Origin of the sequence: Methylobacterium mesophilicum SR1.6/6, from assembly GCF_000364445.2 — a bacterium.
Classification (GTDB): domain Bacteria; phylum Pseudomonadota; class Alphaproteobacteria; order Rhizobiales; family Beijerinckiaceae; genus Methylobacterium; species Methylobacterium mesophilicum_A.
In genome coordinates, this window is sequence record NZ_CP043538.1 from 2,034,555 (window position 1) to 2,059,681 (window position 25,127).

Annotated in this window: 24 protein-coding genes and 1 tRNA gene; 15 read left to right on the forward strand and 10 right to left on the reverse strand. The window is 72.9% G+C overall.

The window, feature by feature from the left end; genetic code table 11:
• Window positions 1-117 precede the first annotated feature (117 nt).
• From MMSR116_RS09575 to MMSR116_RS09595, 5 genes are all read left to right on the forward strand, one after another.
• The gene (locus tag MMSR116_RS09575) at window positions 118-1,707 is read left to right on the forward strand and encodes a bifunctional tRNA (adenosine(37)-N6)-threonylcarbamoyltransferase complex ATPase subunit type 1 TsaE/phosphotransferase (RefSeq protein ID WP_010684911.1); all 1,590 of its coding nucleotides are present in this window, start codon (window positions 118-120) and stop codon (window positions 1,705-1,707) included.
• An 18-nt stretch (window positions 1,708-1,725) separates the two neighbouring features.
• On the forward strand, window positions 1,726-2,478 hold the full coding sequence (locus MMSR116_RS09580; protein ID WP_010684912.1) for a nucleotidyltransferase family protein: 753 nt from the start codon (window positions 1,726-1,728) through the stop codon (window positions 2,476-2,478).
• 104 nt (window positions 2,479-2,582) lie between these two features.
• Window positions 2,583-2,659, forward strand: a tRNA-Arg gene (locus MMSR116_RS09585).
• A 411-nt stretch (window positions 2,660-3,070) separates the two neighbouring features.
• Window positions 3,071-3,835 carry a histidine phosphatase family protein gene (locus MMSR116_RS09590; RefSeq protein WP_010684913.1) on the forward strand — a complete coding sequence of 255 codons (765 nt, stop codon included), beginning with the start codon at window positions 3,071-3,073 and terminating at the stop codon, window positions 3,833-3,835.
• A complete protein-coding gene (locus tag MMSR116_RS09595) occupies window positions 3,832-4,716 on the forward strand; it encodes an NAD(P)H-hydrate dehydratase (RefSeq protein WP_010684914.1) in 885 nt (294 codons plus the stop codon). Before MMSR116_RS09590 ends, MMSR116_RS09595 begins: the two co-directional genes overlap by 4 nt.
• Window positions 4,717-4,827: 111 nt before the next feature.
• On the opposite strand, the gene MMSR116_RS09600 is transcribed toward MMSR116_RS09595, so the two are convergent.
• Window positions 4,828-5,067 (reverse strand): hypothetical protein, encoded by a 240-nt coding sequence (locus tag MMSR116_RS09600; RefSeq protein WP_010684915.1) that lies wholly within the window; start codon window positions 5,065-5,067, stop codon window positions 4,828-4,830.
• Between the two features lie 6 nt (window positions 5,068-5,073).
• Window positions 5,074-5,586: a DUF892 family protein gene (locus MMSR116_RS09605; protein ID WP_010684916.1), complete on the reverse strand. Its 513-nt coding sequence runs from the start codon at window positions 5,584-5,586 to the stop codon at window positions 5,074-5,076.
• Between the two features lie 311 nt (window positions 5,587-5,897).
• On the opposite strand from MMSR116_RS09605, the gene MMSR116_RS09610 reads away from it, so the two are divergent.
• Both MMSR116_RS09610 and MMSR116_RS09615 read left to right on the forward strand, forming a co-directional pair.
• Entirely contained in the window at window positions 5,898-6,965 is a 1,068-nt protein-coding gene (locus tag MMSR116_RS09610) for a DHH family phosphoesterase (RefSeq protein WP_010684917.1), read from the forward strand.
• On the forward strand, window positions 6,962-7,639 hold the full coding sequence (locus MMSR116_RS09615) for an SDR family oxidoreductase (protein WP_010684918.1): 678 nt from the start codon (window positions 6,962-6,964) through the stop codon (window positions 7,637-7,639). Before MMSR116_RS09610 ends, MMSR116_RS09615 begins: the two co-directional genes overlap by 4 nt.
• An 18-nt stretch (window positions 7,640-7,657) precedes the next feature.
• On the opposite strand, the gene MMSR116_RS09620 is transcribed toward MMSR116_RS09615, so the two are convergent.
• The 4 genes from MMSR116_RS09620 to MMSR116_RS09635 form a co-directional block, all read right to left on the reverse strand.
• On the reverse strand, window positions 7,658-8,332 hold the full coding sequence (locus MMSR116_RS09620) for a L,D-transpeptidase family protein (RefSeq protein ID WP_191991948.1): 675 nt from the start codon (window positions 8,330-8,332) through the stop codon (window positions 7,658-7,660).
• Between the two features lie 214 nt (window positions 8,333-8,546).
• Entirely contained in the window at window positions 8,547-9,440 is an 894-nt protein-coding gene (locus MMSR116_RS09625) for an NAD(+)/NADH kinase (protein ID WP_010684920.1), read from the reverse strand.
• Window positions 9,441-9,451: 11 nt separating this feature from the next.
• Complete coding sequence (locus MMSR116_RS09630; RefSeq protein WP_010684921.1) at window positions 9,452-10,429, reverse strand: SPFH domain-containing protein; 978 nt, start codon at window positions 10,427-10,429, stop codon at window positions 9,452-9,454.
• A 10-nt stretch (window positions 10,430-10,439) separates the two neighbouring features.
• Window positions 10,440-11,171: an NUDIX hydrolase gene (locus tag MMSR116_RS09635; protein WP_010684922.1), complete on the reverse strand. Its 732-nt coding sequence runs from the start codon at window positions 11,169-11,171 to the stop codon at window positions 10,440-10,442.
• A 251-nt stretch (window positions 11,172-11,422) separates the two neighbouring features.
• Between MMSR116_RS09635 and MMSR116_RS09640 the strand changes: the two genes are divergently transcribed.
• The 4 genes from MMSR116_RS09640 to MMSR116_RS31345 all read left to right on the forward strand — a co-directional run bounded on the left by MMSR116_RS09640 (window position 11,423) and on the right by MMSR116_RS31345 (window position 15,770).
• Entirely contained in the window at window positions 11,423-13,612 is a 2,190-nt protein-coding gene (locus MMSR116_RS09640; RefSeq protein WP_010684923.1) for a marine proteobacterial sortase target protein, read from the forward strand.
• A complete protein-coding gene (locus MMSR116_RS09645) occupies window positions 13,609-14,199 on the forward strand; it encodes a class GN sortase (protein WP_010684924.1) in 591 nt (196 codons plus the stop codon). The genes MMSR116_RS09640 and MMSR116_RS09645 overlap by 4 nt, the downstream gene beginning before the upstream one ends.
• 386 nt (window positions 14,200-14,585) lie before the next feature.
• Window positions 14,586-15,344, forward strand: a complete 759-nt coding sequence (locus MMSR116_RS09650; RefSeq protein WP_039893715.1) for a helix-turn-helix domain-containing protein — start codon at window positions 14,586-14,588, stop codon at window positions 15,342-15,344.
• Window positions 15,345-15,611: 267 nt separating this feature from the next.
• Window positions 15,612-15,770 (forward strand): hypothetical protein, encoded by a 159-nt coding sequence (locus MMSR116_RS31345; protein ID WP_010684926.1) that lies wholly within the window; start codon window positions 15,612-15,614, stop codon window positions 15,768-15,770.
• A 27-nt stretch (window positions 15,771-15,797) separates the two neighbouring features.
• Here the strand turns inward: MMSR116_RS31345 and MMSR116_RS09655 are convergent, their stop codons facing one another.
• Both MMSR116_RS09655 and MMSR116_RS09660 read right to left on the reverse strand, forming a co-directional pair.
• Window positions 15,798-16,103 (reverse strand): hypothetical protein, encoded by a 306-nt coding sequence (locus MMSR116_RS09655; RefSeq protein WP_010684927.1) that lies wholly within the window; start codon window positions 16,101-16,103, stop codon window positions 15,798-15,800.
• A 160-nt stretch (window positions 16,104-16,263) separates the two neighbouring features.
• Window positions 16,264-16,551, reverse strand: coding sequence for a hypothetical protein (locus MMSR116_RS09660; protein ID WP_039893788.1), 288 nt, complete (start codon window positions 16,549-16,551; stop codon window positions 16,264-16,266).
• A gap of 381 nt (window positions 16,552-16,932) precedes the next feature.
• On the opposite strand from MMSR116_RS09660, the gene gpmI reads away from it, so the two are divergent.
• The 3 genes from gpmI (at window position 16,933) to MMSR116_RS09675 (ending at window position 21,413) form a co-directional block, all read left to right on the forward strand.
• The gene (gpmI, locus tag MMSR116_RS09665; RefSeq protein WP_039893791.1) at window positions 16,933-18,444 is read left to right on the forward strand and encodes a 2,3-bisphosphoglycerate-independent phosphoglycerate mutase; all 1,512 of its coding nucleotides are present in this window, start codon (window positions 16,933-16,935) and stop codon (window positions 18,442-18,444) included.
• A 326-nt stretch (window positions 18,445-18,770) separates the two neighbouring features.
• Entirely contained in the window at window positions 18,771-20,186 is a 1,416-nt protein-coding gene (locus tag MMSR116_RS09670) for a lipopolysaccharide biosynthesis protein (RefSeq protein WP_010684930.1), read from the forward strand.
• A gap of 9 nt (window positions 20,187-20,195) precedes the next feature.
• Window positions 20,196-21,413, forward strand: coding sequence for a GNAT family N-acetyltransferase (locus MMSR116_RS09675; protein ID WP_010684931.1), 1,218 nt, complete (start codon window positions 20,196-20,198; stop codon window positions 21,411-21,413).
• Between the two features lie 308 nt (window positions 21,414-21,721).
• Here the strand turns inward: MMSR116_RS09675 and MMSR116_RS09680 are convergent, their stop codons facing one another.
• Both MMSR116_RS09680 and MMSR116_RS09685 read right to left on the reverse strand, forming a co-directional pair.
• Window positions 21,722-21,949, reverse strand: coding sequence for a hypothetical protein (locus tag MMSR116_RS09680; protein ID WP_010684932.1), 228 nt, complete (start codon window positions 21,947-21,949; stop codon window positions 21,722-21,724).
• A 483-nt stretch (window positions 21,950-22,432) separates the two neighbouring features.
• Window positions 22,433-23,860, reverse strand: a complete 1,428-nt coding sequence (locus MMSR116_RS09685; RefSeq protein ID WP_010684933.1) for a protein adenylyltransferase SelO — start codon at window positions 23,858-23,860, stop codon at window positions 22,433-22,435.
• 304 nt (window positions 23,861-24,164) lie between these two features.
• Here MMSR116_RS09685 and MMSR116_RS32235 point away from each other — a divergent pair, with 304 nt between their 5' ends.
• On the forward strand, window positions 24,165-24,842 hold the full coding sequence (locus tag MMSR116_RS32235) for a collagen-like protein (RefSeq protein WP_010684934.1): 678 nt from the start codon (window positions 24,165-24,167) through the stop codon (window positions 24,840-24,842).
• Window positions 24,843-25,127 lie beyond the last annotated feature (285 nt).

Here is a 25,127-nt window from a genome sequence, read left to right on the forward strand (position 1 = left end):
CCGCACGAGCGTGCTTTCGGTGCACCGGGCGGGCGGGAAGCGCACAACCGTGGCCGGAAACGCTTGCATCCGTGGCGTGTTTCCGGACCATGCGCCCTCGGGTCTCGGAGGCGGGCGTTGGGCGGAGACGAACAAGACGGGCACACGGCCGACGGGGCACCGGGCGCATCCGCGCCGCCGGCCCCGTGGGAATTCGTGTTGCCGGAGGAGACGGCCACCGAGGATCTCGGACTGTTCCTGTCCGAGTTCCTGCTGCCGGGCGACGTCGTGGCGCTCTCGGGCGGCCTCGGCGGTGGCAAGACGACGCTCGCCCGCGCGGTGATCCGCGAGCTGGCCGGCGCGCCGCGGCTTGAGGTGCCGAGCCCGACCTTCACGCTGATCCAGCCCTACACGGCCCGCGACGGCCGCGCGATCATCCACGCCGACCTCTACCGGCTGCGCGACCCCGACGAGCTGGTGGAGCTCGGCTTCGACGAGATGGCCGAAGGCGCGATCACCCTGATCGAGTGGCCGGACCGGATGCCGCCCCGCGACGGCCCGGTGCTCACCGTCGACCTGTCCCTGCGGGCGGAGTTCGGACCCGAGGCCCGGCTCGCCCGGGTCGACGGCACCGGCGGCATGCGCGCGCGCCTGGACCGGGCCCGGGCGGTACGCCGGCTCCTCGACCGGAGCGGCTGGGACATCGCCGAGCGCACGCTGATGCAGGGGGACGCCTCCTCCCGCGCCTACGAGCGCCTGACCAAGCCCGATGGTACCAGCGCCGTGCTGATGATCGCGCCGCCCCGGCCGGACGGGCCGCCCGTGCGCGACGGCAAGACCTACAGCGCGATCGTCCATCTGGCCGAGAGCGTCCACGCCTTCGTGGCCCTCGACCGCGGCCTTCGGGCGCTCGGCTTCTCGGCGCCCAGGATCTACGGCGAGGACCTTGCCGAGGGGCTGCTGATCCTGGAGGATCTCGGCACCGAGCCCGTGGTGGAGGCCGGCGCCCCCCGGCCCGAGCGCTATTCCGAGGCCGTGCGGCTGCTCGCCAAGCTCCACGCCACGCCGCTGCCCTCGGTCCTGCCGGTGGCGGACGGGATCGAGCACGTGCTGCCGCCCTACGACGTCGAGGCCCTGCTGTTCGAGGCGGAGTTGATGCCCGACTGGTACGCGCCGGCGATCCGCGACGTCACGCTGTCGGCGGCGGCGCGGGGCGCCTTCGTGGACCTGTGGCGCGAGGCCCTGCAGGGCGCGGTCCCGGACCGGCCGACCTGGACCCTGCGTGACTACCACTCGCCGAACCTGATCTGGCTGCCGGAACGGGACGGGCTGGAGCGGGTCGGCCTGATCGACTTCCAGGACGCCGTGATGGGCCACCCGGCCTACGACGTCGCATCGCTGCTGCAGGATGCCCGGGTCGATACCAGCGCGGAGTTCGAGCTGCGGCTGCTCGGCCTCTACGCCCGCGAGCGCCGGGGGAAGGATCCGGCTTTCGATGTCGGCGCCTTCGCCACCGCCTACGCGCTGCTGGCCGCGCAGCGCGCCACCAAGATCCTCGGCATCTTCGCCCGGCTCGATCGGCGCGACGGCAAGCCCGGCTACCTCGCCCACCTGCCGCGGATCGAGGGTTACCTCGCGCGCAACCTCGCCCATCCGGCGCTGGCTGGGCTGCGGGCCTGGCACGGGGACCATCTGCCGGGCCTCGTCGCCCCCGCCCCCGAACCCTGACCACCGGACCCTGACCGCATGAGCGAGCCCGTTCCCGCCGTCAGCCGCGCCTTCGTCCTGGCCGCGGGCCTGGGCAAGCGCATGCGGCCGGTGACCGCCACGGTGCCGAAACCCCTGGTGGAGGTGGCCGGCAAGGCGCTCCTCGACCACGCCCTGGACCGGATAGACGAGGCCGGGATCGGGACCGCGATCGTCAACGTCCACTATCTCGCCGACCTCATCGAGGGCCATCTCGCCCGCCGGGCTGAAGGGGGCGCCGCAGGACCGGCCACGCGCGTGTCCGACGAGCGGGCGGCGCTCCTGGAGACCGGCGGCGGCATCCGCAAGGCGCTGCCGATGCTGGGGGACGCGCCCTTCGTGGTGCTGAACTCGGACTCGTTCTGGCTCGAAGGGCCGGCCTCGAACCTGCGGCGGCTGATCGAGACCTGGGACGGCGCGCGCATGGACGGTCTCCTGCTGGTGGCGCCCACCGCCACGAGCCTCGGCTACGAGGGCGCCGGGGATTTCGTGATGGATCCGGACGGCCGCCTGGAGCGGCGCGGCGAGCGCGAGGTGGCGCCCTTCATCTACGCGGGCGTGGCGATCCTGAACCCGGCGCTGTTTGCCGACACGCCGGAGGGCGCCTTCTCGCTCAACCTGCTGTTCGACCGGGCGATCACGAAGGGCCGGCTGTTCGGCATGCGCCTCGACGGCCAGTGGCTGCATGTCGGCACCCCGGAGGCGATCCGGGCCGCGGAGGAGCGGGTGAAGGCGAGCGCGCGGATCCTGTAGTCCCGCGTGATGGGCCGGCGTCGCGCAAGGTGTCTTGCCAAGCCCGATCCGAGCCTCTAGAAGCCCCCTCACACCGGCGAGCCGAGAGCCCGCCGCCGTGTCAGGCGCCCGTAGCTCAGCTGGATAGAGCACCAGACTACGAATCTGGGGGTCAGAGGTTCGAATCCTTTCGGGCGCGCCACAGGCTTCCACAATCACGGTCAGATCGTCGACGCCGCTGCATCCCGTGATGGTGGCTGGCGAGCGGCACGACCGATTCAATCGCCGACCGCGACGGCGTGACCGCAGGGCGCTTCAGCCCCCAAGGCGGTGCCGTCGGCATTGCGAGCTGGGGTCGGTGCACGTGTCCTGGGCGAAAGTTCCTGATCCGCCCCTGCCCCCGCTCGGATCAAGCCTTGATCCCGCGCGCATCCTGTCGCCCGCCCGACGCGCCGGTGACGGCGCGAGCCGCGCGGCGGCTCCGGGTCCGGTTGATGGCTCCAACTGCCGCCAGTGGGTGCGGCGGATGACCCGGCAGGCCGAGGCCTTCAGTCCCGGTGCGAACCGGCGGGCCCGGCAGGCGTTGCCCGACACGACGGGGGGATGACGCCACATGCAGCAGCGCTGGCCGAGCCGGTTGTGGATCGTGCGGCACGGCGAGAGCGCCGGCAACGTCGCGGCGGAGGCCGCCTCCGGGGCGAGCCGCACCCACATCGACATCGCCGAGCGCGACGTGGACGTTCCCCTCAGTACGCGGGGCGAGCGCCAGGCCGACGCGGTCGGACGCTGGTTCGCGGGCCTGCCGGCGGACGGCCGGCCCGAGATCGTGCTGACGTCGCCCTACCTCCGAGCCCGGCAGACGTCGGACCGCATCCGCGCCGCGGGCGGCCTGATGCAGGACGCCAGGGACCCGCTCGCCGACGAGCGCCTGCGCGAGAAGGAGCTCGGCCTCCTCGACCGGCTGACACGGACCGGCGTCGAGCAACTGCACCCCGAGCAGGCCGAGATGCGCCGCCGCCTCGGCAAGTTCTACCACCGGCCGCCGTCCGGCGAGAGCTGGTGCGACGTCATCCTGCGCCTCAGGAGCGCCCTGGACACGGTCTCGCTGCATCACGGCGAGCGGCGGGTCCTCATCGTCGCCCATCAGGTCGTGGTGCTGTGCCTGCGCTACCTCATCGAGGACATGACCGAGGCGGAGATCCTGGCCATCGATGCCGCGGGCGACGTCGCCAACTGCTCGGTGACCGAGTACGCCTTCCGCAGCCAGGCGGGGAAGGACGGCGTCCTGGCGCTGGAGCGCTACAACTTCGTCGCCCCCATCGCCGAGGCGGGCGCGCCCGTCACGTCCGAGCCCGACGCAAACGTGGCAGCCCGATGACCCACTCGAGCCTCACCGCCGCCGCGCTCAAGGCGCATCCGCTCCCGGTTCCCCACGAGGGCAGCAAGGACGAGCGCGGCAGCGCCCTGGTGATCGGAGGCTCGGCCTCGGTCCCGGGGGCGGCCCTACTGGCCGGGGTCGCGGCCCTGCGGGCGGGTGCCGGGAAGCTGAAGATCGCCACCGTCGGGTGCGCGGCGACCGGCTTGGCGCTGGCGGTGCCCGAAGCCATGGTCGTCGGCCTTCCCGAGACCCCGGAGGGCGGCGTCGACGCTGCGCGCGCGGCGGAGGGTCTGCGCAAGATCGCGACAGGCTGCGATGCGCTCCTGGTCGGGCCCGGCATGGTGGAGGACGGGCCGACGGCGGCGCTGGCGCTCGAACTCCTGGATGCCCTGCCGTCCGCCACCTTCATCCTCGACGCGTCCGCGATCTGCGGGCTGGCCCCGCACGCCGCCGAGGTCGCGCGGCATCAGGGACGCGCGGTGATCACGCCCCATGCGGGCGAGATGGCGCAGCTGCTGGATCGGAGCCGCCAGGCCGTGGAGGCGGATCCCCTCGACGCCGCGCTCGCGGCGGCCGAGCTGCTGCGGGCCGTGGTCGTGATGAAGGGCGCGCGGACCTGGATCGTGGACCCCCAGGGCGAACGCTGGCTCTACGAGGGCGGCGGCGTCGGCCTCGCGACGTCGGGCTCCGGCGACGTCCTGGCTGGGATCGTCGTCGGCCTGCTGGCGCGCGGCGTGGGCCCGCTGCAGGCCGCCCTCTGGGGCGTGTTCCTGCACGGCGAGGCCGGCAGGCGCCTGACCGCCACGGTCGGTCCGGTCGGCTTCCTCGCCCGGGAGTTGCCGGGCGCGGTGCCGGGCCTGCTGCGCGAGGCGGCGGACTGAGCCTGTGTTTCCGGACGGCCTCCTGCCCTGACGCCTCCGGACTCCCGCGAGTCCAGAGGTCGATACCGGTCGGCGCACGGCCCATCGGCGGGGCGCCGACCCGACACGGTATCAGGCCGGGAACGCCGCCCCGAACGCATCCAGCGCGGCGCGGCCGGCCGCGTCCGCGTCCTGGGACGAGGCATAGGTTTCCGGCGACACCCGGATCGAGACGCCGTCGGCGTCCGTCAGGTGCCAGCGGAATCGGGCCCGGTCCTCGCCGCAGGCCTCGACCGTGACGGCTATGGGCGTGGGATCGTCCATCTCATCGGCTCCGGGGCGCAGGTGGATCAGGTCGTCGGGGCGGACCACCCCGTCTCAGCTGTCGGCCTTGGCGCCGCTCAGCGTCAGATCGAGGTAGGTCCGGGTCACCGGCTCGATCAGCGCCGCGATCTCCTCGGCACCCCTGGTCTCCTCTTCGACCGCGGCCCGGAAGTCGGACGCGTGGTCGGACTTGCCGGCCCGCTCGGCGATGACCGCCAGGGAGCGGTAGGCGGCGATCTGGTCGTACTGGTAGGCGTAGCCCGCGTAGAGGTTCTTGAGCGTCTCGTCCTGGGCGGTCGCGTGGACGGCGGCACCGATCGAGCCGGCGACGCTCGTGACCGTCTCCTTCAGCGTCGACGGGCTCTCGCCGACCGCCGCCAGCGCCTTGTCGAGGCGGTCGAGCTGCGATCGCGTGGTCTCGACATGCCGGCGCAGGACGGCGGCATAATCCGGATAACGCCCGAGGCCAGACAGCTGACGCTCCATCTGCTCCAAGCCCTGCTTCTCCAGGGCACGGGTATTGCGGAGGGCGCTCGCGTAGATCGAAGCGATATCTGTGCTGGCCATGCAGTCGTAGCTCCAAGTTGTATTGGGTTCTGCCGGCAAACGCCACCGTGATACTGCTGTTCCTGCCTCGGACTGCGACGTAACCGCCGCACCATGCGGGCGTTGCGCGCTCAAGATCTTTGGGTCGCGTTCGCGTCGCAGCCCGCCTGCGACAAGGGGCGCGGCAACCCGGCCGCGCGTAGGGCGGTTGCCGCCCGGAACCGACCCCGACATCCGAGGCGATGGATGCAGGCCCGAGAGCAGTTACTGCCGGTCCGCGCGGATGCAGCAGGCCGACGGGGTTTGAGCCGGATCGCACGGGGCCGGCCGTCGTGACCGCCCTCGCCGCGCACGGGGCCGCCTTCGCCCGGGCGGTTGCGGGCTTCGGACCCGGCGCTCCGGTGGTGCTCTGCCACGACGACGCGGACGGTCTTTCGGCGGGCGCCCTCCTGGGCCGCGCCCTGGCGCGCGCCGGACGGTCGCCCGGCCGGGTCCGGGTGATCGGCCGCGGCGAGTCGCCCTGGTCGGATGCCCTCCGTCGCGAACTCGCGAGCCAGGGGCCTGGAGGCCTCGTGGTCACCGACCTGGGCGTGCAGGCCGGTGCCATCCTTCCCGGCGTGCCGACGGTGCTGGTGGATCACCACGTGCCGCGCTCCTGGCCCGACGCGTCCGAGGCCACCGTGATCAGCGGCCATGCCGACACGCCGATCCCCACTTCCAGCCTGCTGGCGCTTGCCGGCGCGGAAGCCCTAGGACCGGCGGACGACCTCGCGTGGCTCGCGGGGATCGGACTCGTCGGCGATCTCGGCGAGCGCGGCGCGGGCCGCGACTTCCCCGAGGTCATGGCCGCGCTGCGAAAATCCCATACCGCCAAGGCGCTGCGCGAGGCCGTGAGCCTCGTCAACGCGCCGCGGCGCTCGGCCTCGGGCGACGCGGGGCCGGCGCTGCGCCTGCTGCTCCGGGCATCCGGGCCGGCCGACATCCTCGCCGCCGCGGATCCGGAGGCCGAGGCGCTGCACGCGGCGCGCGCCGAGGTGAAGGCGGCGCTGGATGCCGCCCGCAAGCTGCCGCCCCATTTCGCCGGGCCCGTGGCGCTGGTCCGCTGCGACTCACCCTGCCAGATCCACCCGCTCGTCGCGCAGTCCTGGACCGGCCGCCTGCGCCGGCAGGTCGTGATCGGCGCCAACGCGGGCTTCCGGCCGGGCTTCGTGCATTTCGCGGTCCGCAGCGCCTCGGTGCCGGACCTGATCGCGTTCCTTCAGGACCGTGCGCCGCCGCTGGGCCCGGACGATCACTTCGCGCAGGGGCACAGGCGCGCCACCGGCGGCCAGGTGCGGGTCGAGACCTGGAACCGCTTCGCGTCCGGCCTCGGCTTTGGCGCGGAGGCCCGGGTCCCGTGAGCCGGCGCCGTGCCCTGATCGTCGGGGCCTCGCGCGGCCTCGTTGCCCGGTTCCTCGCGCAGGGCTGGGATGTGACCGCCACCGTGCGTCACCCCTCGGCGGCGCTGGCCGATCTCGCCCAGGCCGGTCCCCTGCGGATCGAGGCCGGCCTCGATATCGACGACGACGAGGCCGTGGCCCGTCTCGGAACCGCCCTGTCCGATGCGCCGGACTTCGACCTCATCTTCGTCGTCGCCGGCGTCGCGACGCAGGCCGGCACCCCGGCCGGCCTCATGCCCCGTGACGTCGCCGGGGCGGTGTTTCAGACGAACGCCCTGAGCCCGATCCGCTTCGCGCAGGCGTTCCACGCGCGCGTCGCCCGGGATGGCCTGATCGTGCTGATGACGTCGAAGCTGGGCTCGGTCTCCCTGAACCGCGGCGGCGGCTGGGGAAGTTACCGGGCCAGCAAGGCGGCGCTCAACACCCTGGCGCGGTCCTTCGCGGGCCAGCATGTCGGAGCGCCCTGGGGTGTCCTCCTCATGCATCCCGGCTGGGTGCGAACGGATCTCGGCGGCCGACGGGCGACGCTCGATGTCGAGACCAGCGCGCGCGGCATGGTGGCGGTGATCGAGGCGCGGCTGGGCCAGCGCGGCTGCGCGTTCCTCGACTACACGGGCGCGACGGTACCCTGGTAGCGGGCCGACGGCGCCTCCCTAGGCGGGCAGGACGACCACCTTCGTCTTCACCGGCGTCCGGGCGTAGAGGTGGATCATGTCCTGGGTCAGCAGGCCGACGCAGCCGCTGGTGATGCCCGACCCGATCGTGTCGGGCTCGCTGCTGGCGTAGATCGTGTACAGCGTATAGGCGCCGTTCTTGTAGAGGTGGAGGGTGCGGGCGCCCAGGGGGTTGTCGAGGCCGCCCGGCATGCCGCGGGCGTATTTCGCGGCCTCGGGCTGGCGCCGGATCATCTCCTTGGGCGGGGTCCAGGTCGCCCATTCGGACTTGCGGCCCACATAGGCGTCGCCGCTCCACAGGAACCCGTCGCGGCCGACATTGGCGCCGTAGCGCGTGGCCGTCCCGTCGCCCTCGACGCGGTAGACGTAGAACTTGCCGGGATCGACGATGATCGTGCCCGGGGCTTCCTTGGTCTCGTAGCTCACCGTACGCCGGTAATACTTCGGATCGACCTTGCTGATGTCGACCGCCGGAATCGGGAACTTCTCGTTCGGCATGGGCCCGTAGGTCTTCGACGCCTCGGCGAGGAGCAGGCTGTCGGAGGTGCCGCAGCCGGCCAGGCCGAGCACGCCGACGCCGGCGGCCGAACCGGCCAGGAACGACCGGCGGTTGAGGAACGCCGCCCGGCGCCGGAACGCGGCGGTCCCGTCCATCGCGCCGCCAGCGGCCCTCTCATCGTCCCTGTTCATGAGCCCGGCCTTCCCACATCGTGCAGCCAAATGAGAATACGCTGCGGCCTGTACCGGTCGCCCGTACGGCTAAGCTGAGACTGACAAGCCTCGGCTCCCCTGGCAAGCTCGGCTTTTGCGTCGAGAGTGTGGCCGGACCTTCACGACATCCGGATCTGGCGAGCCCACCAACACCGCCTCAGGCGTCCACGAGGTTCAGGGTTCGCGCCGCGGGTGAGAGCTCCACGCGCCGTCCCCAGTCGAAGGCGATGAAGTCCTGCTCGATCCCGTCGGCGAACACCACGCCGCCCTCGTTCATCCGCGAGACCACGGTGAGGGGCGCGCCGGCGAACTTGCCCGCGCGCAGGTCCGTGCCCGTGGCGACGCTCGGGAACGGCTCGCGCACCCAGTAGCCGAAGGCCGCCTCCTCGACGCCCACCGCCAGCGTCAGGTGCGTCGCGTCGCTGATCGAGCGCGCCCACCCGGTCAGGCCGGTCCCCGTGGCCACGATCAGCCCGCTCGACGATTGATCCTCCGCCCGCGCGCCGTCGTCGATCCGGTAGCGCGCGGATTGATGGCTGCGGTGGCCGACGAAGATCTCGTTGAGGGCGAGCAGCCGCGCGCCGCCATCGAGCACGGCCTGCACCATGGTGCGCCGCTGGAGCGGGACGGCGCCGGCGGCGCTGGCCGGGAGAAGGGCGGGCAGATGCTCCACCCGGGCCCGGGCCAGGATGCCGTCGTAGAGGTCGGGCGCCGGATTGACGCCGACCACCGGCTGCCCGTCCAGGTACTTGGCGACGTTGGCCACCAGCCCGTCCTGCCCCACCGCCACCACGACGTCCTCGGGGGCGAAGAGGAAGCGGTCGAGATCGGGGCGCCGCACCAGCGCCTGACGCCACTCCGGGGGCACGGCCGTCCGCGCCTGGGCCAACGCAGCGTGGAACTGGGCGTGGCGCGCCTCGACCGCGTCGATCGCCTGCCCGCGGCTCTCCAGGAAGAACCGGACCTGTCCGCGGGTGGCGTGGCGGGCGAGAAGCAGCTCGTAGTCGGTGTCGCGGACCACGAAGACCGCGCGGGGCGTCACGGCGGGCATCGGGTGCCTCCTCAGCGCGGCGCCGGCAGCGCGCCGCGGACCTGACCCAGGAAAGCCGCGAGCAGGTCCGGCGTGACGTTGACGTGCTCGATCGTCTCCAGCTTACCGGCGAGTTCCCGGGCCGCCAGCCCGAGCAGGACGGCGGGCGGCATGTCCCGGTAGACGGCGGCGCGGCGCTGCTCCGCCTCGGCGCGCGCCCCCTCGACCAGCCGGATCCGCTCGGCCTCCGCGGCCGCCTCCAGGCCCCGCGCCTCCGCGACGCCGGCGGCGCGGTCGCGGGCGTTCTCGGCTTCCTGCGCGATCAGCACGGTCTCGCGCCGGGCCAGCTCGGTCTTCGTGGCCAGCTCGTTCTCCGCGATGGCGCGCTCCTTCTCGACCGCCAGGGCGCGCCGCGCGAAGGTCGCCTCGTCGGCCTTCTGCTGCAGGGCCTCGAAGGTCGGCGTCTGCAGGGCGCGCTCCAGCTCGCTGGTCGGCGCGAGGTTGGTGAGCCGCACCGACACCGCCGCGATGCCGATCTCGGCCAGCGCCGGGGCTGCGAAGAGCACCTGTTCCAGCACGGCGCGCAGCGCCTCCGGCCCCGCGTCGAGGAGGGCGCCGATCGGGCTCGCCCCGAGATACTGGAGGGCCGCCTGGCTGGCGATGCCGCCGAGGCGCGCCTCGATCCGCTCGATCGGCTCGCCCTGAAGGCGTCCGGTCCGGAGATTGATCGAGAAGTCGACCCGGCTCGCCAGCAGCTCCGGATCGACGACGTGCCAGCCGATCGTCCCCTGCACCACGACGGTCTGGAAGTCCCGGCTGCGGCCGCGGACGAACAGGGTCATCTCGCGGTCGTCCACCGGGACCTCGCTGACGCTGGCGGTCTCGGGCCGGAACCAGAAGACCAGCCCGCGCCCGCTCTGCCGGACGCGGCCGTTGCGGAAGCGGATGATGTGGCTGCTCGCCTCGCTCCGGAGCTGGGCGAGCACGCCGATGTTGCGGACCGTGGCCATGGTGGTCTCCTCAGAATGAACCCGACCTGTCGAAGCGGAAGAGTTCGGCGGGGCGGAACGCCGTCCCGGCCTCGCGGGCGCCCGTCGGCGCGATCCAGCCCCGGTCGCGCATGCGGCGGCGGAAGGCGGATTTGTTGAGGGGCGCGCCGCGGATCGCCGCGTGCACGTCCTGGAGTTGCCGGAGGGTGAAGTGCTCCGGGAGCAGCGCGAAGCCGACATCCGTGTAGTCGAGCTTGCCGCGCAGCCGCTTCACAGCGAGCGCCAGGATGTCGGCGTGGTCGAAGGCGAGGGCGAGGGGGGCGCCGTCCTCCGTGACCGCGGAGACCGGGCCGCCGGCCTCACCCGCCCACGGCACGACCAGCGTCGCCGCCGCGAGCCCGGCGGCGCCCGCCAGGGCCTCGGCGAAGGCCGCCTCCGGCAGCAGCGCCAGGTAGACGACCGAGACGATCCGCATCCGCGGATCCCGGTCCACGGCGCCGAAGGTGTAGAGCTGCTCGAGCCGCGCCCGCCCGATCCCGGCCTTGTCGCGCAGGACGCGCTCCGCGGCGGCGTCGAGGGTCTCGGCGATGCCCGCGAATCCGCCCGGCAACGCCCAGAGGCCGGCCTGCGGCTGCTGGCTCCGCCGCAGCAGCAGGGCGGCGAGCCGGCCCGCATGGATTCCCAGCAGGACGAGGTCCACCGCCAGGGCGGGCCGCTCGTAGGCCGCAGGATCGTAGCCTGCCAGGAACTCGGATTCGGTCATCGATCATTTCTACTCAAGTTGAGCATAACTAAGACGCAGATTGCGCATATGTCAAGGCGGCGGCGCGTGCCGTCACGGGCCGCCGCCGGGCGCACAGCGCCGCACCGGCTCCGCACAGATCCGCCCGGGCGCGGCCGGCACGTGCGGTCCGCGCCCGGAAAAGGGCGAAGCTTCTCGTGGCGGCGCGGCGGTGGGCGCGGGAGCTTCAGCGGCGAGCCGGCCTCGATCCGCCGGCGCAGGAGGTTTCCCCGATGCCGTTCTTCGCCCCACGATCCGCGGTCGAGCCACCCCGCAACGCCGCGCTGCCGCCGCTCTTCCTCGCGCTGCTGGCGCTCGTCGTCACGCTCGCCTCGGCCCACGCGGCGCCTGGGCCGGCGCGAGCCGGCCTCACGCTGCGCGGGCCGGCCGGCACCGCGCCGGTCGAGGCCGTCCAGCTCGCGACCGACATCAGCGTCGACGTCAGCGGCCCGACCGCCCGGGCCACCGTCACCCAGGCCTTCCGCAACGTCACGGCGGACTGGGTCGAGGGCACCTACATGTATCCCCTGCCGGAGGACGCGGCCGTCGACGGAATGAAGCTCGTCGTCGGCGCCCGCGTGATCGTCGCCGACATCCGCGAGCGAGCGGCGGCCAAGCGCGCCTACGAGGCCGCGAAGGCGGCCGGGCAGTCGGCGGCACTGACCGCGCAGGAGCGCCCCAACGTCTTCACCAACGCGGTCGCCAATATCGGCCCCGGCGAGACGGTGCTGGTCCAGATCACCTATCAGCAGACGATCCCCGTCTCCGGCGAGACGCGGACGCTGCACCTGCCGCTGGTGGTCGCGCCCCGCTACAATCCCGCCCCCGCCCCGGTGGACGCGGTCTCCCTCGACGGCGCGGCCGGGGCGGCCCGCGACCCGGTTCCGGATCGCGCCCGGATCAGCCCGCCGGTGCTCGACCCGGCCCTGTCGTCGCCGACCAACCCGGTCGCCGTCACCGTGCGGCTGCAGGCGGGCTTCCCCGTCGGTGACGTCCGCAGCGCGACCCACGCGATCCGCGTGACCGAGACCGGCCCGGAGGCGCGGACCGTCACGCTCGCCGACGGCGTCGTGCCGGCCGACCGCGACCTCGAGCTGACCTGGGCGCCGGTCCCGAGCCGGGTGCCCGGCCTCGGCCTGTTCCGCGAGACCGTGGCGGGCCGGACCTACCTGCTGGCCGCCGTGAACCCGCCGGCGCTCTCGATCGATGCGGCCGCCCGGCCGGCGCGCGACGTCACCTTCGTCATCGACAATTCCGGCTCGATGTCGGGCGCCTCGATGCGGCAGGCCAAGGCCGGGCTGCTGGCCGGCCTCGCCCGCCTGACCCCGCAGGACCGCGTCAACGTCATCCGCTTCGACGACACCTGGGACGCGCTCCATCCGGAGCCCGTCCCGGCAACGCCGGACGCCTTGGCGGGGGCCGAAGCCTTCGTCGCCGCCCTGGAGGCCCGCGGCGGCACCGAGATGCTGGCGCCGCTCAAGGCGGCGCTCGCCGATCCGCATCCGGAGGACGGGCGCGTCCGCCAGGTCGTGTTCCTCACCGACGGCGCCGTCGGCGACGAGGAGCGGATCTTCGCGGCGATCCACGCCGGTCTCGGGCGCACGCGCCTGTTCATGGTCGGCATCGGCTCGGCGCCCAACGGCCACCTGATGCGCCACGCCGCCGAGATCGGCCGCGGCAGCTTCACCGAGATCCACGACCTCGCGCAGGTCGGCGAGCGGACCCGCGCGCTCTACGAGAAGCTGGAATCCCCCGCCGTCACCGATCTGACCGCGACCTTCTCGGTCCCGGGCGTCGCGGTCACGCCGGGCGCGCTGCCCGATCTGTATCGCGGCGAGCCGCTGGTCTTCGCCGCGCTACTGCCGCAGGCGGCCGCGGGCACGTCCCACGGCACCGTGACCGTCTCGGGACGGGTGGGCGGCCGGACCTGGACACGGACGCTTTCCCTCGCCGAGGCGGGCGCGGGCTCCGGCATCTCCAAGGTCTGGGCGCGCTCCCGGATCGGCGAGACCGAGACGGCGCGCATCACCGGGCGCCTCGGCGCGGACGCGGCCGACGCCGCCATCCTGGCTCTGGCTCTGGAGCACGGCCTGACGACGCGGCTGACCAGCCTCGTGGCCATCGACGCCACGCCGCGCCGCGCGCCCGGCACGCCCCTCGTCGCCGCCGACCTGCCGCTGAACCTGCCGGCGGGCTGGGATTTCGCCCAGGTGTTCGGCACGGACCGGCCCGGCGCCGCGCCCGCCGATGACGGGGCGGCCCGGATCGTGCCGATCCGCGCCGACGGCGCGGCAATCGACCTGCCGCAGACCGGGGCCGGGATCCTGGCGCAGCTCGGCCTGGGCCTGCTCCTCGCCCTACTGGGCCTCCTGCTGGGCACCGGCCTGACGATCGGCGGCCGGCGGACCGGGGCCGCGCGATGAGCCGCCGTCCGGCCATCCAAACGGGGAGGGCGCTGGCCGCCCTCCTCGCCCTCGCGGGGCTCGGGCTGGCGGCGCAGGCCGCCTGGATTCCCGCCAAGGCCGCCCTGGCCCAGGTGCTGCTCGAGCGCGCTTTCGCCCGTACCCTGGCCGGAGGACGGCCCGCCCGGCCCTGGCCCTGGGCCGACACCGAGCCGGTCGCCCGGCTCACCGTCGCGGGCCGCAGCTTCGTGGTGCTGCGGGGCGGGAGCGGCCAGGCCCTGGCCTTCGGCCCCGGCCACCTCGACGGCACCCCGGAGGCCGGCGCGCCCGGCACCGCGGTCATCGCTGCCCACCGCGACACGCAGTTCGCGGTGCTGGGGCAACTCGCTCCCGGCGATCTCGTCACGGTGACCGGCCGCGACGGCCGGACCCTGCGCTTCCGCGTCACCGGCACGCGGGTGGCGCACTGGGACGCCGCGGGCATCGATCCGCAAGCCCCCGGACGGCATCTCGACCTCGTCACCTGCTGGCCGCTGGAGGCGCTTGAGGCGGGTCCGCTGCGGCTGATCGTCGAGACCGACTTGGCCTCGGAGGCAGTGCCCCCCTGACGGGTCGGCGTGGAGGGCCGGAGCAGGGCAATCGGTTCAGAGAATCTCGTGCGTCCTCGGGTTCGGGTGTGGCCTCGACGCGGAAGCGTTCGCCCCGTCATCCCGGGACCGCCTGGCGGAGCCCGGGATCCATCAACGCAGCGGGATCAGAACCTTGCGCTGTCGGTGGATCTGGATTCCGGGCTCGCCTGCGGCGTCCCGGAATGACGGGGGTGGTCGCTTGGCCTGCAGACCGGAACTGGTGGCAGCATAAGCCTGAGATTTCGCGGCTGTGTTCGGCAATACCGTCGCTGAAGCGATTGCCATGACGGTCGGCTTGGCCGTGCTTGCGCAAATGTGCGGTTTCGTGCGGATCTGTACGGGTCGAGCCCGTGCGAGCCGTGCCTGTGAGCGAGATCGAACTGTCGGAGGCGCAGAGCCGCGCCATTGCCCAGACCGTGCGCGAGGCGCTGGCCCGCCGGCGCATCTCCCGGCAGACGCTGGCCGAGGAGGCCCGGATCAGCATCTCGACCCTGGAGAAGGCGCTGGCCGGCCGCCGGCCCTTCACCCTGGCGACCACGATCCGGCTGGAGGAGGCGCTGGGGCAGTCCCTCCGGCAGCCGGCGGGGCAGGCCCCGCTTCCGGATCTGCCGCGGCACGCGCCCGACGAACTCGGGGCCTACGCGCGGGAAGGCGTGTCCTGGCTCGAGGGCCGCTATCTCACCCTGCGCCCGTCCTTCGAGGCCGCGGGGGCGATCTTCGCCTACCGCACCGAGATCGCCTGGGACGCGGCCAGCGCGCGCTTGGTGTTCCGCGAGGCCGAGCGGATCGACGCGCCCTTCGCCCAGTCCGGCAGCGTCGCCGTACCGAGTCAATCGGGCATGATCTACCTGGTGACCAACTGGCACGGGCAGCATCGTCTCGCCGTGCTGTGCCGTCCCAACATCCAGGGTGCGATGTACGGGATCCTCACCACGCTGCATGCCGGCCGCGGCACGCAGCTCACGCCGGCCGCGGCCCCGCTCGCGCTGCTGCCCGAGGATACGGCGGCGGAGACGCGCTACGGACGCGTCGCTCCGCACGAGCCGCCTTACGGTCCGTATCGAGCGCATCTCGACCGGGTCCACGAGGACGGCTACGCCACGTTCTTCATGGGCGCACGCTAGGCGAAAGGTCCCCGAGGACACCGACGCGGCCGTTCTCGGTCCAATGCCCGAAGCGGATGATCGTTGGACAGGTCTCGTTCTCCGCGGCGGTCGTTGCGCATCTCCGGCCGGCGTGCGGTGCGGCCTGTGAGACGCGCCGCTCAGGATTGTCGCGCGCGGCGGATCCGTGCGGGTGGGGCATTCGTTAAGGGCTCTGCCTCAACCTCGGGCGTCTCGCCCGGGCGTGTCGGGCGAGACGAGCCCGGCCCGGGGCGTAGGAACACCGTGATGACCCTGCTGAGTCTGATCTGCCTGGCTTCGGGCACCGCGCTCGCCGGCATGGCGCCGCGGCGCTCGGTCCAGCAGGCGGCCCTCGAAAGCGCGGGCGGCGGCTTGGTCGTGCTCGGCCTCGTCATCATCGGGGCGGGCCTGCCCCTTTTCCATTGACCGTCCCGGCGTGCGCGCGGGCGAGGTTTACCGGTTGCGCTCGTCCCCGCTGAGCCGGACGGCCGCCACGTCGGTCCCGACATCGTCCAGCACCGTCCGGACGCGCTCCAGCGCCCGGGAGATCAACTCGGCCGTCTGCGGATCGGCGATCCCGTGCGACGTTCCCTGCCGGAAGCTGTCGAGCAGGTAGGGCATCATCTTGTCGTGGAGCGCCGTGTAGGCGCCCGGGCTCGCGAGCTCGTAGACCACCGCGAGGGCATGATAGGCCCGGACCAGGACCTCCAGCGCGACATCCGCGCTGCGCGTGACCTGGTGACAATCGTCGCTGCCCATCGTCCCGCTTATATTTTATTGCTACCCGCCCGCCGGGTAACATGCCCGGTTAAGACTGTCGATGAAATCGGGGGGGACGATTATAGAACGCTCCAGAGTTCGACCAATTCTCGGGGTCTTATGGCTTGACGGCCACACTCGCCGACGGGGGAACGTTGTTTCAAGCAGTCGTTTCTCCGCGCAGATATCGTGAAGGCCTGATCATCGTAGCGATCTTGTGTTCGACCTCGGTGAGGACGCTGTTCACAAGATGGGAGGCGCCATCGACCGTCCCGAGACCGAGCGTTCCGGCCCGGCTTGTCTCCTGGATGATGCGGAAATTGTCCTCCACGTAGGCGCGGATCTTCTGCTGGACGTCGCCGAACTCGCCGGGATGTGCCGTTTCGTACAGAAGCGCCAGCGCCAGATAGGCGCGGCCGATCATGTCGAGCGCCAGGGTCGCGCTCATGTCGGTCTGCGGAGCTTCGGGCGGCAACACGGCGACTGGTTTCCCGTCACGTACAGTTTTACTGAATTAGCACGGTATTTGTCGGCCGTCACTCAATCAGGTTGCTTTTTATTCAGTTCATTCGTTGAATTTTGCGCTGCGTCCGGCTCCCGCTTCCCTCAGGTTGCCCGAACCCGATCGGAGGGCGTGGCATGTCAGAATGCGGAGGCTCTCTCACGGCGGTCGCCTTTTACCCGCCCGCCGCGGTAGTCTCGCGTGGCCAAGCCGATTATCGACACGCGCACGGGGCCGGCCACGTGGCGCCCGGAAGGTCCGCCCGCACACGTCGTGCGGACGTGCAGGAGAATTGTGACCGTGCCCGACAGCACCCCGCGCCCCGTGATGCTCGTGATCCTCGACGGCTGGGGACTCCGGGACGAGGTCGCCGACAACGCCGTCCAGCAGGCCCGGACCCCGGTCTTCGACGGACTGATGCGGGATCGCCCCCGGGCGCAGCTGCGGACCTTCGGCGCCGATGTCGGCCTGCCCGAGGGGCAGATGGGCAATTCCGAGGTTGGGCATCTCAACATCGGCGCGGGCCGGGTGGTCCTGCAGGATCTGCCCCGCATCGATACCGCCATCGCGGACGGCTCGCTCGCGAAGAACCCGGCCCTCGTGCGGTTCATCGAGGCTTTGCGCGCCTCCGGCGGCACCTGCCACCTCGTCGGCCTCCTGTCCCCGGGCGGCGTCCACGCGCACCAGGACCACGCGGTTGCGCTGGCGCGCACGGTGGTGGCGGCCGGTGTGCCGGTCCGGCTCCACGGCTTCACGGACGGGCGGGACATGCCGCCCCGCTCCGCCGCCGCCTGCGTCGCCACGGTGGCGGCGGCGCTCCCGAGCGGGGCGCGGATCGCCACCCTGTGCGGGCGCTACTACGCGATGGACCGCGATACGCGCTGGGAGCGCGTCCAGCTCGCCTACGACGCCCTGACGGCGGCGCGCGGCACCCGCTTCGCCCGGGCCGGGCAGGCGGTGGCCGCCTCCTACGCCGAGGATGTCTCCGACGAGTTCATGCGGCCCGCGATCATCGGCGATTACGCCGGCATGCGGGACGGCGACGGCATCCTGAGCTTCAACTTCCGCGCGGACCGCACCCGGCAGATCCTGGAGGCGCTGCTCGATCCGGCCTTCGCGGGCTTCCCCCGCGCGCAGACCGTCCGGTTCGCGGCCGCGCTGGGCATCGTCCAGTACAGCGTCGAGATCGACGCCTTGGCCGACACCCTGTTCGGGCCCCTCGACCTGCCGAACGGCCTCGGCGAGACGGTGGCGCGGGCCGGGCTCCGGCAGCTGCGGATGGCCGAGACCGAGAAGTACCCGCACGTCACCTACTTCATGAACGGCGGCCGCGAGGAACCCTTCGAGGGGCAGGACGCGATCCTGGTGCCCTCGCCGAAGGTGGCGACCTACGACCTGCAGCCGGAGATGTCGGCGCCGGAGCTCACCGATCGCGCCGTGGAGGCGATCGGCGCGGGTCGCTACGACCTGATCATCCTGAACTTCGCCAATCCCGACATGGTAGGCCATACCGGCAGCCTCGCCGCCGCCGTGACGGCGGTGGAGACGGTCGATGCCTGCCTGGGCCGCGTCGTCGAAGCGGTGACGGCGCAGGGCGGGGCGCTTCTGGTCACCGCCGACCACGGCAATTGCGAGGTGATGCGCGATGCGAAGACCGGCGATCCCCACACCGCGCACACGCTCAACCCGGTGCCGGTGACGTTGGTGGGCGTCGGGGGCGTGTCGCTCGCCGACGGTCGTCTGGCCGACGTGGCGCCGACCCTCCTCGACCTGATGGGCCTCGACCGGCCGCCGGAGATGACCGGCACCTCGCTGATCCGGCGAGGCGGAGGGCGCTGAGGCGCCCCGGCATGGTGTCCGGCATAACGGCTGCACCGGGCAGGCCGTCATGCCCGAAACCCTCGCGCTCTGTCCCGCCGCGGGACCGATCCGTCCCGGGACGGAGTGGAATCTGTCCGCAATCGCCGGCAGGGTGGCCGTCTTCTTAAGGGACGTGGAGGAAGATCGGACGCGTGGGGCGCGGGTCTCGGCAAGGCCCGCGGACCGCTGGGACAGTGCTGCGTGCGCGGAGAGCCGGGTGAGGGATGTGACCTGTCCGGAAATGTCCCGTCCGTCGCCCCCATCCTCTCCCGCCGGGGGCCAAGTCCGGTGCTGATGCCCGACCGATGATCGCCCGGCACAGCCTGATCTATGTCGGCTCCCGCGGCTTCGCCGCCGGCCTGAACATGGCCTCGGTGGCGGTGTTCACGCGGCTCGCGCCGGTGGAGAGCTACGGCAGCTACCTGTACGTCGTGTCCTGGGCGCTGGTGCTCTACGGGGCGACCTGCCAGTGGCCGAAATTCGCGTTCTTCGCCCTCTACGACGAGGCCCGCGCGCCCGCGCAGGTTGGCACCGTGGTGCGGATCCTCGCCGGCACGCTGCTGCTCGCGGGCTTCGGCAGCGCCCTCGCGGTCGCGCTCGGCCTCGTGTCGGCCGGGACCGCCGCGGCGATCCTGGCGCTCGCCTTCGGCACGACCCTGTTCGAGGGCTCCACCGAGATCGCCCGCACGCGCCTGCAGGCCGGCGCGGTGGCGGCCTCGGTGATGAGCCGCGCCGTGCTGATCCTCGGCCTCGGCAGCCTCGCACTGAAACTCTCGGAGGATCCGCTGCACCTCGCCTACGCGGTGGCCGCCGCCAATGCCCTGGCGGCCCTGCCGGCCGCCGCCACCACGGCGCCGATGATGCCCGGGCGCGGCAGCCGGGCCGAGGCCCTGCGCCTGTTCGCCTACGGCTGGCCGCTGGTGCTCTCCTTCGGGACGGCGGCGCTGGCCCAGAGCCTCGACCGGCTGATCATCGCCAAGACGGTGGGGCCGGCCGGGCTCGGTGCCTATGGGGCGCTCGCCGACTTCCTCCGGCAGAGCTTCATCGTGTTCGGGGAGGCGATCGCCCTGTCGCTGATCTCGATCGCCAAGCGCGAGGCCCGGGCGGGCGACATGGCCGGCGCCCTGGGCGTCCTGAGCGACGCCGCCCGCGCCATGACGCTGATCGCGGCCTTCGGGGCGGTGTTCTTCCTCGCCTTCGACGACGTCGTCGTCACGATCCTGCTCGGGCCGGACTACCGGGCGGAGGCGCGCCAGCTCGCCCCGGTGCTGATCCTGGCGAGCATCCTGATGATGTTCCGCGCCTACTATTTCGGGCAGGTGATCTACTTCACCCGCTCCAGCCGGCTCGAGGCGGCCGCCGCCTTCGCGACGCTCGTCGCGGTGGCGGCCCTGTCGCTGCTGCTGATCCCGCGGCTCGGCGCCGCCGGCGCGGCGCTCGCCTTCGCGGGCGGGCAGACGGCGGCCTGCCTCGTGCTGGTGCTCGGCGCCCGGCGGGCCGGCACGACGATGCCGCTGCCCCTGGCCGACATGGCCGGCATCGCCGGCATCGCCCTCGCGTGCGCCGCGGTGAATGCCGGGATCGGCCTCGTGCCGGGCGGACTCATGGTGCCGGGGCAGGTGCTGCGCCTCGTCCTCCTCGCCGTGGCGGCGGGCGCGGCCGCGTGGCGCTACGACGTGCTCGGCTTCGCCGGCGCGATCCGCCACCGGCTGGCCGCCTGAGGATCGCCCATGCGCACCACCGCCACGCTTGCCGGAGGCCTCGTGGCGGCGGTCCGGTCCCTCGACCCGGGGCAGCCCTGGATCCCGGCCTGGCGGGCCCTCGGCGCGGCCGCGATGGTGCGAAACCCGTTCTACGAGGCCGGCTACGCGCTGGCCGCCCGCGACGCGTTCGGGGCCGGCGTGCGGCTCCTGATCGTGGCCGACCGGTCCCCCGAGGCAGCCGGAGTCCGGCTCCGCGCCGCCTGGCCGTTCCGGGTGTCGTGGCGGCGCTGGGGCGTGCCGCTGCCGCTCCTGATGGGCTGGACCCACGGCTACTGCCCGTTCGGCGCGCCGCTCCTCGATCGCGCCGATCCGGCGGCCGCCCTGGCGGCCCTGCTCGCCGCCCCGCGGGCGCTCGGCCTGCCGCCGCGTCTCCTCCTGCCCAACGCGCCCGCCGACGGGCCGCTGGCCGACCTTCTGACGGATCTGGGCCTGCGCCATGCCGGCTACTGGCCCCACGCGCGCGGGATGCTCGACCTGACCGCGCGCGCGCCGGAGGACCGGCCCGCCTATCTCGATCACCTGTCCGGCCAACGTCGGCGCAAGCTGCGCCGCGCCCGCGCGCTCCTGGAGGCGGACGGTCCGGTGGCGTTCGAGATCCTCGACGCGCCCGCCGCCATCGACGCCGCCCTGGACGCCTACGTCGCCCTCGAGGCGGCCGGCTGGAAGGACCGGGCGGGCACGGGGCTGGGGCACCGGCCGGAGGAGGTGGCGTTCCTGCGCGCGGCGCTGGCCGATCTCGGCGCCGAGGGCGGGGTGCGCGTCGCCCGCCTGCGCCGCGGCGAGCGGACGCTCGCCGCCATGATCCTGCCGGTCACCGGCGCCGAGGCCTGGGTCCTGAAGATCGCGCACGACGAGACGCGGCCGGAGGCCGCGCCCGGCGTCCAGCTCGTCCACCGCCTGACCGAGGCGGTGGCCGCGGGCGATTGGCCGATCGACCGGATCGATTCCTGCGCGCCGCCGGACTTCGCCCTCGGCTCCGCTTTCTGGATGGAGCGGCGCGACATCGCCCATCTTCTGGTGGAGGCGGGGCGCGATCCGCTGTTCCCGCTGGCCCGGGCGCTGGAGCGGGCCAGGGAACGCGTTGCGAAGGCGCGGGCGGCCCGGGCGCGCGAGGCCCAGCTCACCAGCTCAACCGGGCGATCGGCTCCAGCCGCGCCCGCGCCGCCGCTGCATCCTGCCCCATGACGGCGATCCGGCCGGACAGGCCGTAGCAGGTCGCGGAAGGGGCATGGCATCAGCACGTACCCGTCGTCGCGCCCCCGGACGACGGAGGCGATCAGGCAGGGCAGGACCGGCTGATCCGCCGACCCGGCGAGGCAGTCGGCGCGGGGGCTGCCGGAGGCCGGGCGGTTGGGCCAGGTCAGCAGGAGCGTGGTGCCGCCCCTCCGGTCGGGCGCCCGGTGGCAGGGTCTAGCCGCGCAGGAACAGCGCGCCGGCCGGGAGGACGAGGCCGAGGGGGATCAGGCTCCAGCGCATCCGCGACCTCCCGGGCCTCAGTCGCCCTCGTCGAACCGCGTGCGATAGAAGACCTCTCGGCCGGCGCCGTCGATCACCCGGACGGCCTCGGCCGGCTCGCCCGCGCGCTGGGGTACCCGGGCCCGCGCGAACAGGCGCAGCGCCCGCTCCTGCGCGCTCTCCAGGCTGCCGACGCGCACGGAGATCCGGGTCTGGATCTCGTCCGGATCCGGTCCGAGGACTTCGATGTGGAAGGTCTCGCGCAAGGGGATCGCCTGATCGGTGGGCCTCAACGGCCGGATCGGGTGGTCCGGCCGTGGCGCGGCATAGCATGATCCGGTGTCGTGTCGGCCCCCGGTTGCCCGCCCGGGCTTGCACACGGGCTTGCACACGGCCTTGCAGACCGACTTTGCAGGCAGCGCGAGGCAACGCGGAAGCGCCCCGAACTCACGAGGGCGCGGGGTCGGATCGCTCCGCTCGCACGGGTGCTCGGCCCTGCCGGATGACGGCTTCGAAATTGATCTCGGCACGAAGTCGAATTGCGTCCCGCGCCACGTCGGCTCTATGAGGACCCCGTCATCGGAGGGAGATCACCGGAGGAACCCCGTGGACCCGCTCAAGGCTGCCGCCGCGACGTTCGTCTGCCTCGCCCTGTTCTGGCTGGCCTTCCGGCTGACCCGGCGGCTGGTCGACCTCGCCATCGCGGGGGGCTACGCGGAGGAGCGCCGCCGCCTGGCGGAGGAGGCGGCTCAGGCCGATGCGGGCGCCGTGCCGCAGGCCTCGGCCATCCGGGCCACCGCGTCGAGCTTGGCGGCGAACTGGGACCAGTCGTCCGCCGCGGCGATCGGCGCCCACAACGCCTCCACCTCGTCGATCAGGAGCGTGCAGGGCGCCTCCGCGAAGTAGGGGTGGTCGAGCCGCGCCCCCGGCGCGGGCGCGAGCGGCCCCAGCGCGGTCCGCACCGGCGCGAAGGCCTCGGCGCGGTAATGGGTCGCGGACGGCCCGGCCTGCGCGCGATCAGCGCTCGCGAGGCCTCCGTACCAGTCGAAGAAGAACCGCTCGAAGGGGGCCTGCGTCTCGGCCAGGAACCGCCAGACCGCGGACACCAACCGGTCGGTCTCCGGCTGCGGCGCCGCGGCGAGGCCGAGCCGGCGGAACAGAGCCTGCGCGAAGGCCTCCTGCAGGGCCGGCCCGAAGCGCGAGAGCGCGGATTCCAGACGCGCCTGGGGTGCCAGGGTCAGCAGGCAGTCGGCGAGCCGGCAGAGGTTCCAGTACAAGGCCTCCGGCTGGCGGCCGAAGCTGTAGAGCCCTGTCTCGTCGAAATAAGCCGCGGTGAAGTCCGGGTCGAAATGGGGCAGGAAGCGCCAGGGGCCGTAATCGAAGCTCTCGCCGGTGACGTTGATGTTGTCGCTGTTGAGGACTCCGTGGACGAAACCCGCGGCCGCCCACTGCGCCCCGAGGCGGCCCACGCGGGCGACGACGTCCTCCAGGAAGGCGACGCCTCTGTCCTCCAGGCGCTCCCGCCAGAGCTCCGGCCGGTGGGTCTCGATGGTGTGGTCGAGGAGCCGGGCGATGTTGTCGGTCTCGCCGAGCGCCAGGAAGCGCTGGAAGGTCCCGATGCGGATGTGCCCGTGGGACAGGCGCACCAGCACGGAGGAGCGGGCCGGCGAGGGCTCGTCGCCGCGCACGAGATCCTCCCCGGTCTCGATCAGGCTGAAGCTCTTCGAGGTGTAGACGCCCTGCGCCTCCAGGAGCGCTGTCGCCAGCACCTCGCGCACGCCGCCCTTCAGGGTGAGGCGCCCGTCGGCACCGCGCGACCAGGGCGTGGTGCCGCTGCCCTTGGTGCCGAGGTCGAGGAGGCGCCCGTCCGCCCGGTCGTGGAGCTGAGCGAACAGGAAGCCGCGGCCGTCCCCGAGCTCCGGATTGTAGGAGCGGAACTGGTGGCCGTGGTAGCGCAGCGCCAGCGGGCTCTCGAAGCTGCCGGGCAGGGGCTCGAACCGGCCGAAATGGGCGATCCAGTCCGCCTCGGAGAGGCCGCCGAGGCCGACCCGCTCCGCCCAGGCCTGGTTGCGGTAGCGCAGGATCGTCTGCGGGAACCGGGCCGGCGTCACGGCATCGAAGAAGGCGGCCCCGAGATCGGCGTGGCGCCGGGAGGGCCTGAAGGCGGGGTCTTCCACGGGGTGCGTCTCACGGTGGGCGGAGTCTATCGTACCAAGTGGGCGAGGCGGGATCCGTTGCCGCGTTCCGACTCCCGTGCGCGGACCATCGCGCGTCGCCGCTACGCTGCGCTCCGCGCGTCGAGACTGCCGGCGACCCGACCTGGCGGCTCGCGCGCCTCCAGCGGCGTGGTCCGGCACAGGGTGCGCTGCAGCGCGGCGTGGAGGGTCCGTAATCCCCGGTGAAGTCCTCGGTCGACGCCTTGGATTATTGTTGTGCCACAATTTTTATGCATCTTGGGTTCGATATGCTTTGGATCGGCCGATGCTGCGACACGTCAAATATGGTTCGGCTGCGCTCGGCATCCTGGTGTTCTTCGCGCAGATTTCGCGCGCGACGGCAGAAATAAAGATCGAGGCGGCCAAGATCACCGGCGGTGAGCTTTGGATTTTGGGCCATTCCGACGAGCTCGACGCTGAAGTTCTCCTCGACGGACGCTTTTCCCAGAAATCCGACCGGCGCGGCTATTTCGAATTCCACGTCGTCTATCACCCCCCGACCTGCATCGTGGCGCTCCGCACGGCGAGCGAGGCGCGTGATGTGGTGGTCGGCGAGTGCGGCCAGCGCGGCCCGCAGGGACCCAGCCTCGCGGGTCCGGCCGGGCCGCCCGGGCCGCCCGGGCCGCCCGGTCCGAAAGGTGAAGCTGGACCGATCGGCCAAACCGGGCCGGTGGGCGCGCCCGGGATCCAAGGTCCGCCCGGTCCGGAAGGGAAGCAGGGTGCCCGCGGTGCCCCGGGCAGCGATGGTCTGGCCGGCCCCCCTGGTCCGCGCGGACCGCAAGGACCGCCCGGAGCCACCCCGAAAGCGAAGCCGGCCCCCGCGCCGGCGGCTCCCATGAACAAGCCGCGCCGGCCCGCGCCGCCGCGCGAGCCGGACGCCACAGTCGAAGCACCGCTCGAGCTCAACCCTGGCGCGGGAATTTCGGCGGAGGACCGCTATTAAAGCCGTGCCCGATCACGTTGCGCACGGGACACGACCCAAGCCAGGACGCCTCGGTTCGGCTGTCCAGTTCGCCTCCTCATCCTGAGGTGCCGGGGCGCAGCGAGTCCTCGAAGGAGCCCTCCAGCCAGCCGCGCGATCCCTGGAGTGTTCCCTCGAGGCGGCTGCGCCGCACCTCAGGATGACGGGGATGGGTGGGATCCGCGGGAACACCGTCCGACTGGGTCCTGTCGCGTACCGTGCGCGTTGCCATCGGGCACAACTCCACGCCTCTGTCGTGACGCGCTC

Excerpts from the sequence above, each read along its gene's own strand:
- MMSR116_RS09580 (WP_010684912.1), top strand. The coding sequence starts at position 1,726 with ATGAGCGAGCCCGTTCCCGCCGTCAGCCGCGCCTTCGTCCTGGCCGCG.
- MMSR116_RS09590 (WP_010684913.1), top strand. The coding sequence starts at position 3,071 with ATGCAGCAGCGCTGGCCGAGCCGGTTGTGGATCGTGCGGCACGGCGAG.
- MMSR116_RS09595 (WP_010684914.1), top strand. The coding sequence starts at position 3,832 with ATGACCCACTCGAGCCTCACCGCCGCCGCGCTCAAGGCGCATCCGCTC.
- MMSR116_RS09605 (WP_010684916.1), bottom strand. The coding sequence starts at position 5,586 with ATGGCCAGCACAGATATCGCTTCGATCTACGCGAGCGCCCTCCGCAAT.
- MMSR116_RS09620 (WP_191991948.1), bottom strand. The coding sequence starts at position 8,332 with ATGGACGGGACCGCCGCGTTCCGGCGCCGGGCGGCGTTCCTCAACCGC.
- MMSR116_RS09625 (WP_010684920.1), bottom strand. The coding sequence starts at position 9,440 with ATGCCCGCCGTGACGCCCCGCGCGGTCTTCGTGGTCCGCGACACCGAC.
- MMSR116_RS09630 (WP_010684921.1), bottom strand. The coding sequence starts at position 10,429 with ATGGCCACGGTCCGCAACATCGGCGTGCTCGCCCAGCTCCGGAGCGAG.
- MMSR116_RS09635 (WP_010684922.1), bottom strand. The coding sequence starts at position 11,171 with ATGACCGAATCCGAGTTCCTGGCAGGCTACGATCCTGCGGCCTACGAG.
- MMSR116_RS09640 (WP_010684923.1), top strand. The coding sequence starts at position 11,423 with ATGCCGTTCTTCGCCCCACGATCCGCGGTCGAGCCACCCCGCAACGCC.
- MMSR116_RS09645 (WP_010684924.1), top strand. The coding sequence starts at position 13,609 with ATGAGCCGCCGTCCGGCCATCCAAACGGGGAGGGCGCTGGCCGCCCTC.
- MMSR116_RS31345 (WP_010684926.1), top strand. The coding sequence starts at position 15,612 with ATGACCCTGCTGAGTCTGATCTGCCTGGCTTCGGGCACCGCGCTCGCC.
- MMSR116_RS09655 (WP_010684927.1), bottom strand. The coding sequence starts at position 16,103 with ATGGGCAGCGACGATTGTCACCAGGTCACGCGCAGCGCGGATGTCGCG.
- MMSR116_RS09660 (WP_039893788.1), bottom strand. The coding sequence starts at position 16,551 with ATGAGCGCGACCCTGGCGCTCGACATGATCGGCCGCGCCTATCTGGCG.
- gpmI (WP_039893791.1), top strand. The coding sequence starts at position 16,933 with ATGCTCGTGATCCTCGACGGCTGGGGACTCCGGGACGAGGTCGCCGAC.
- MMSR116_RS09670 (WP_010684930.1), top strand. The coding sequence starts at position 18,771 with ATGATCGCCCGGCACAGCCTGATCTATGTCGGCTCCCGCGGCTTCGCC.
- MMSR116_RS09675 (WP_010684931.1), top strand. The coding sequence starts at position 20,196 with ATGCGCACCACCGCCACGCTTGCCGGAGGCCTCGTGGCGGCGGTCCGG.
- MMSR116_RS32235 (WP_010684934.1), top strand. The coding sequence starts at position 24,165 with ATGCTGCGACACGTCAAATATGGTTCGGCTGCGCTCGGCATCCTGGTG.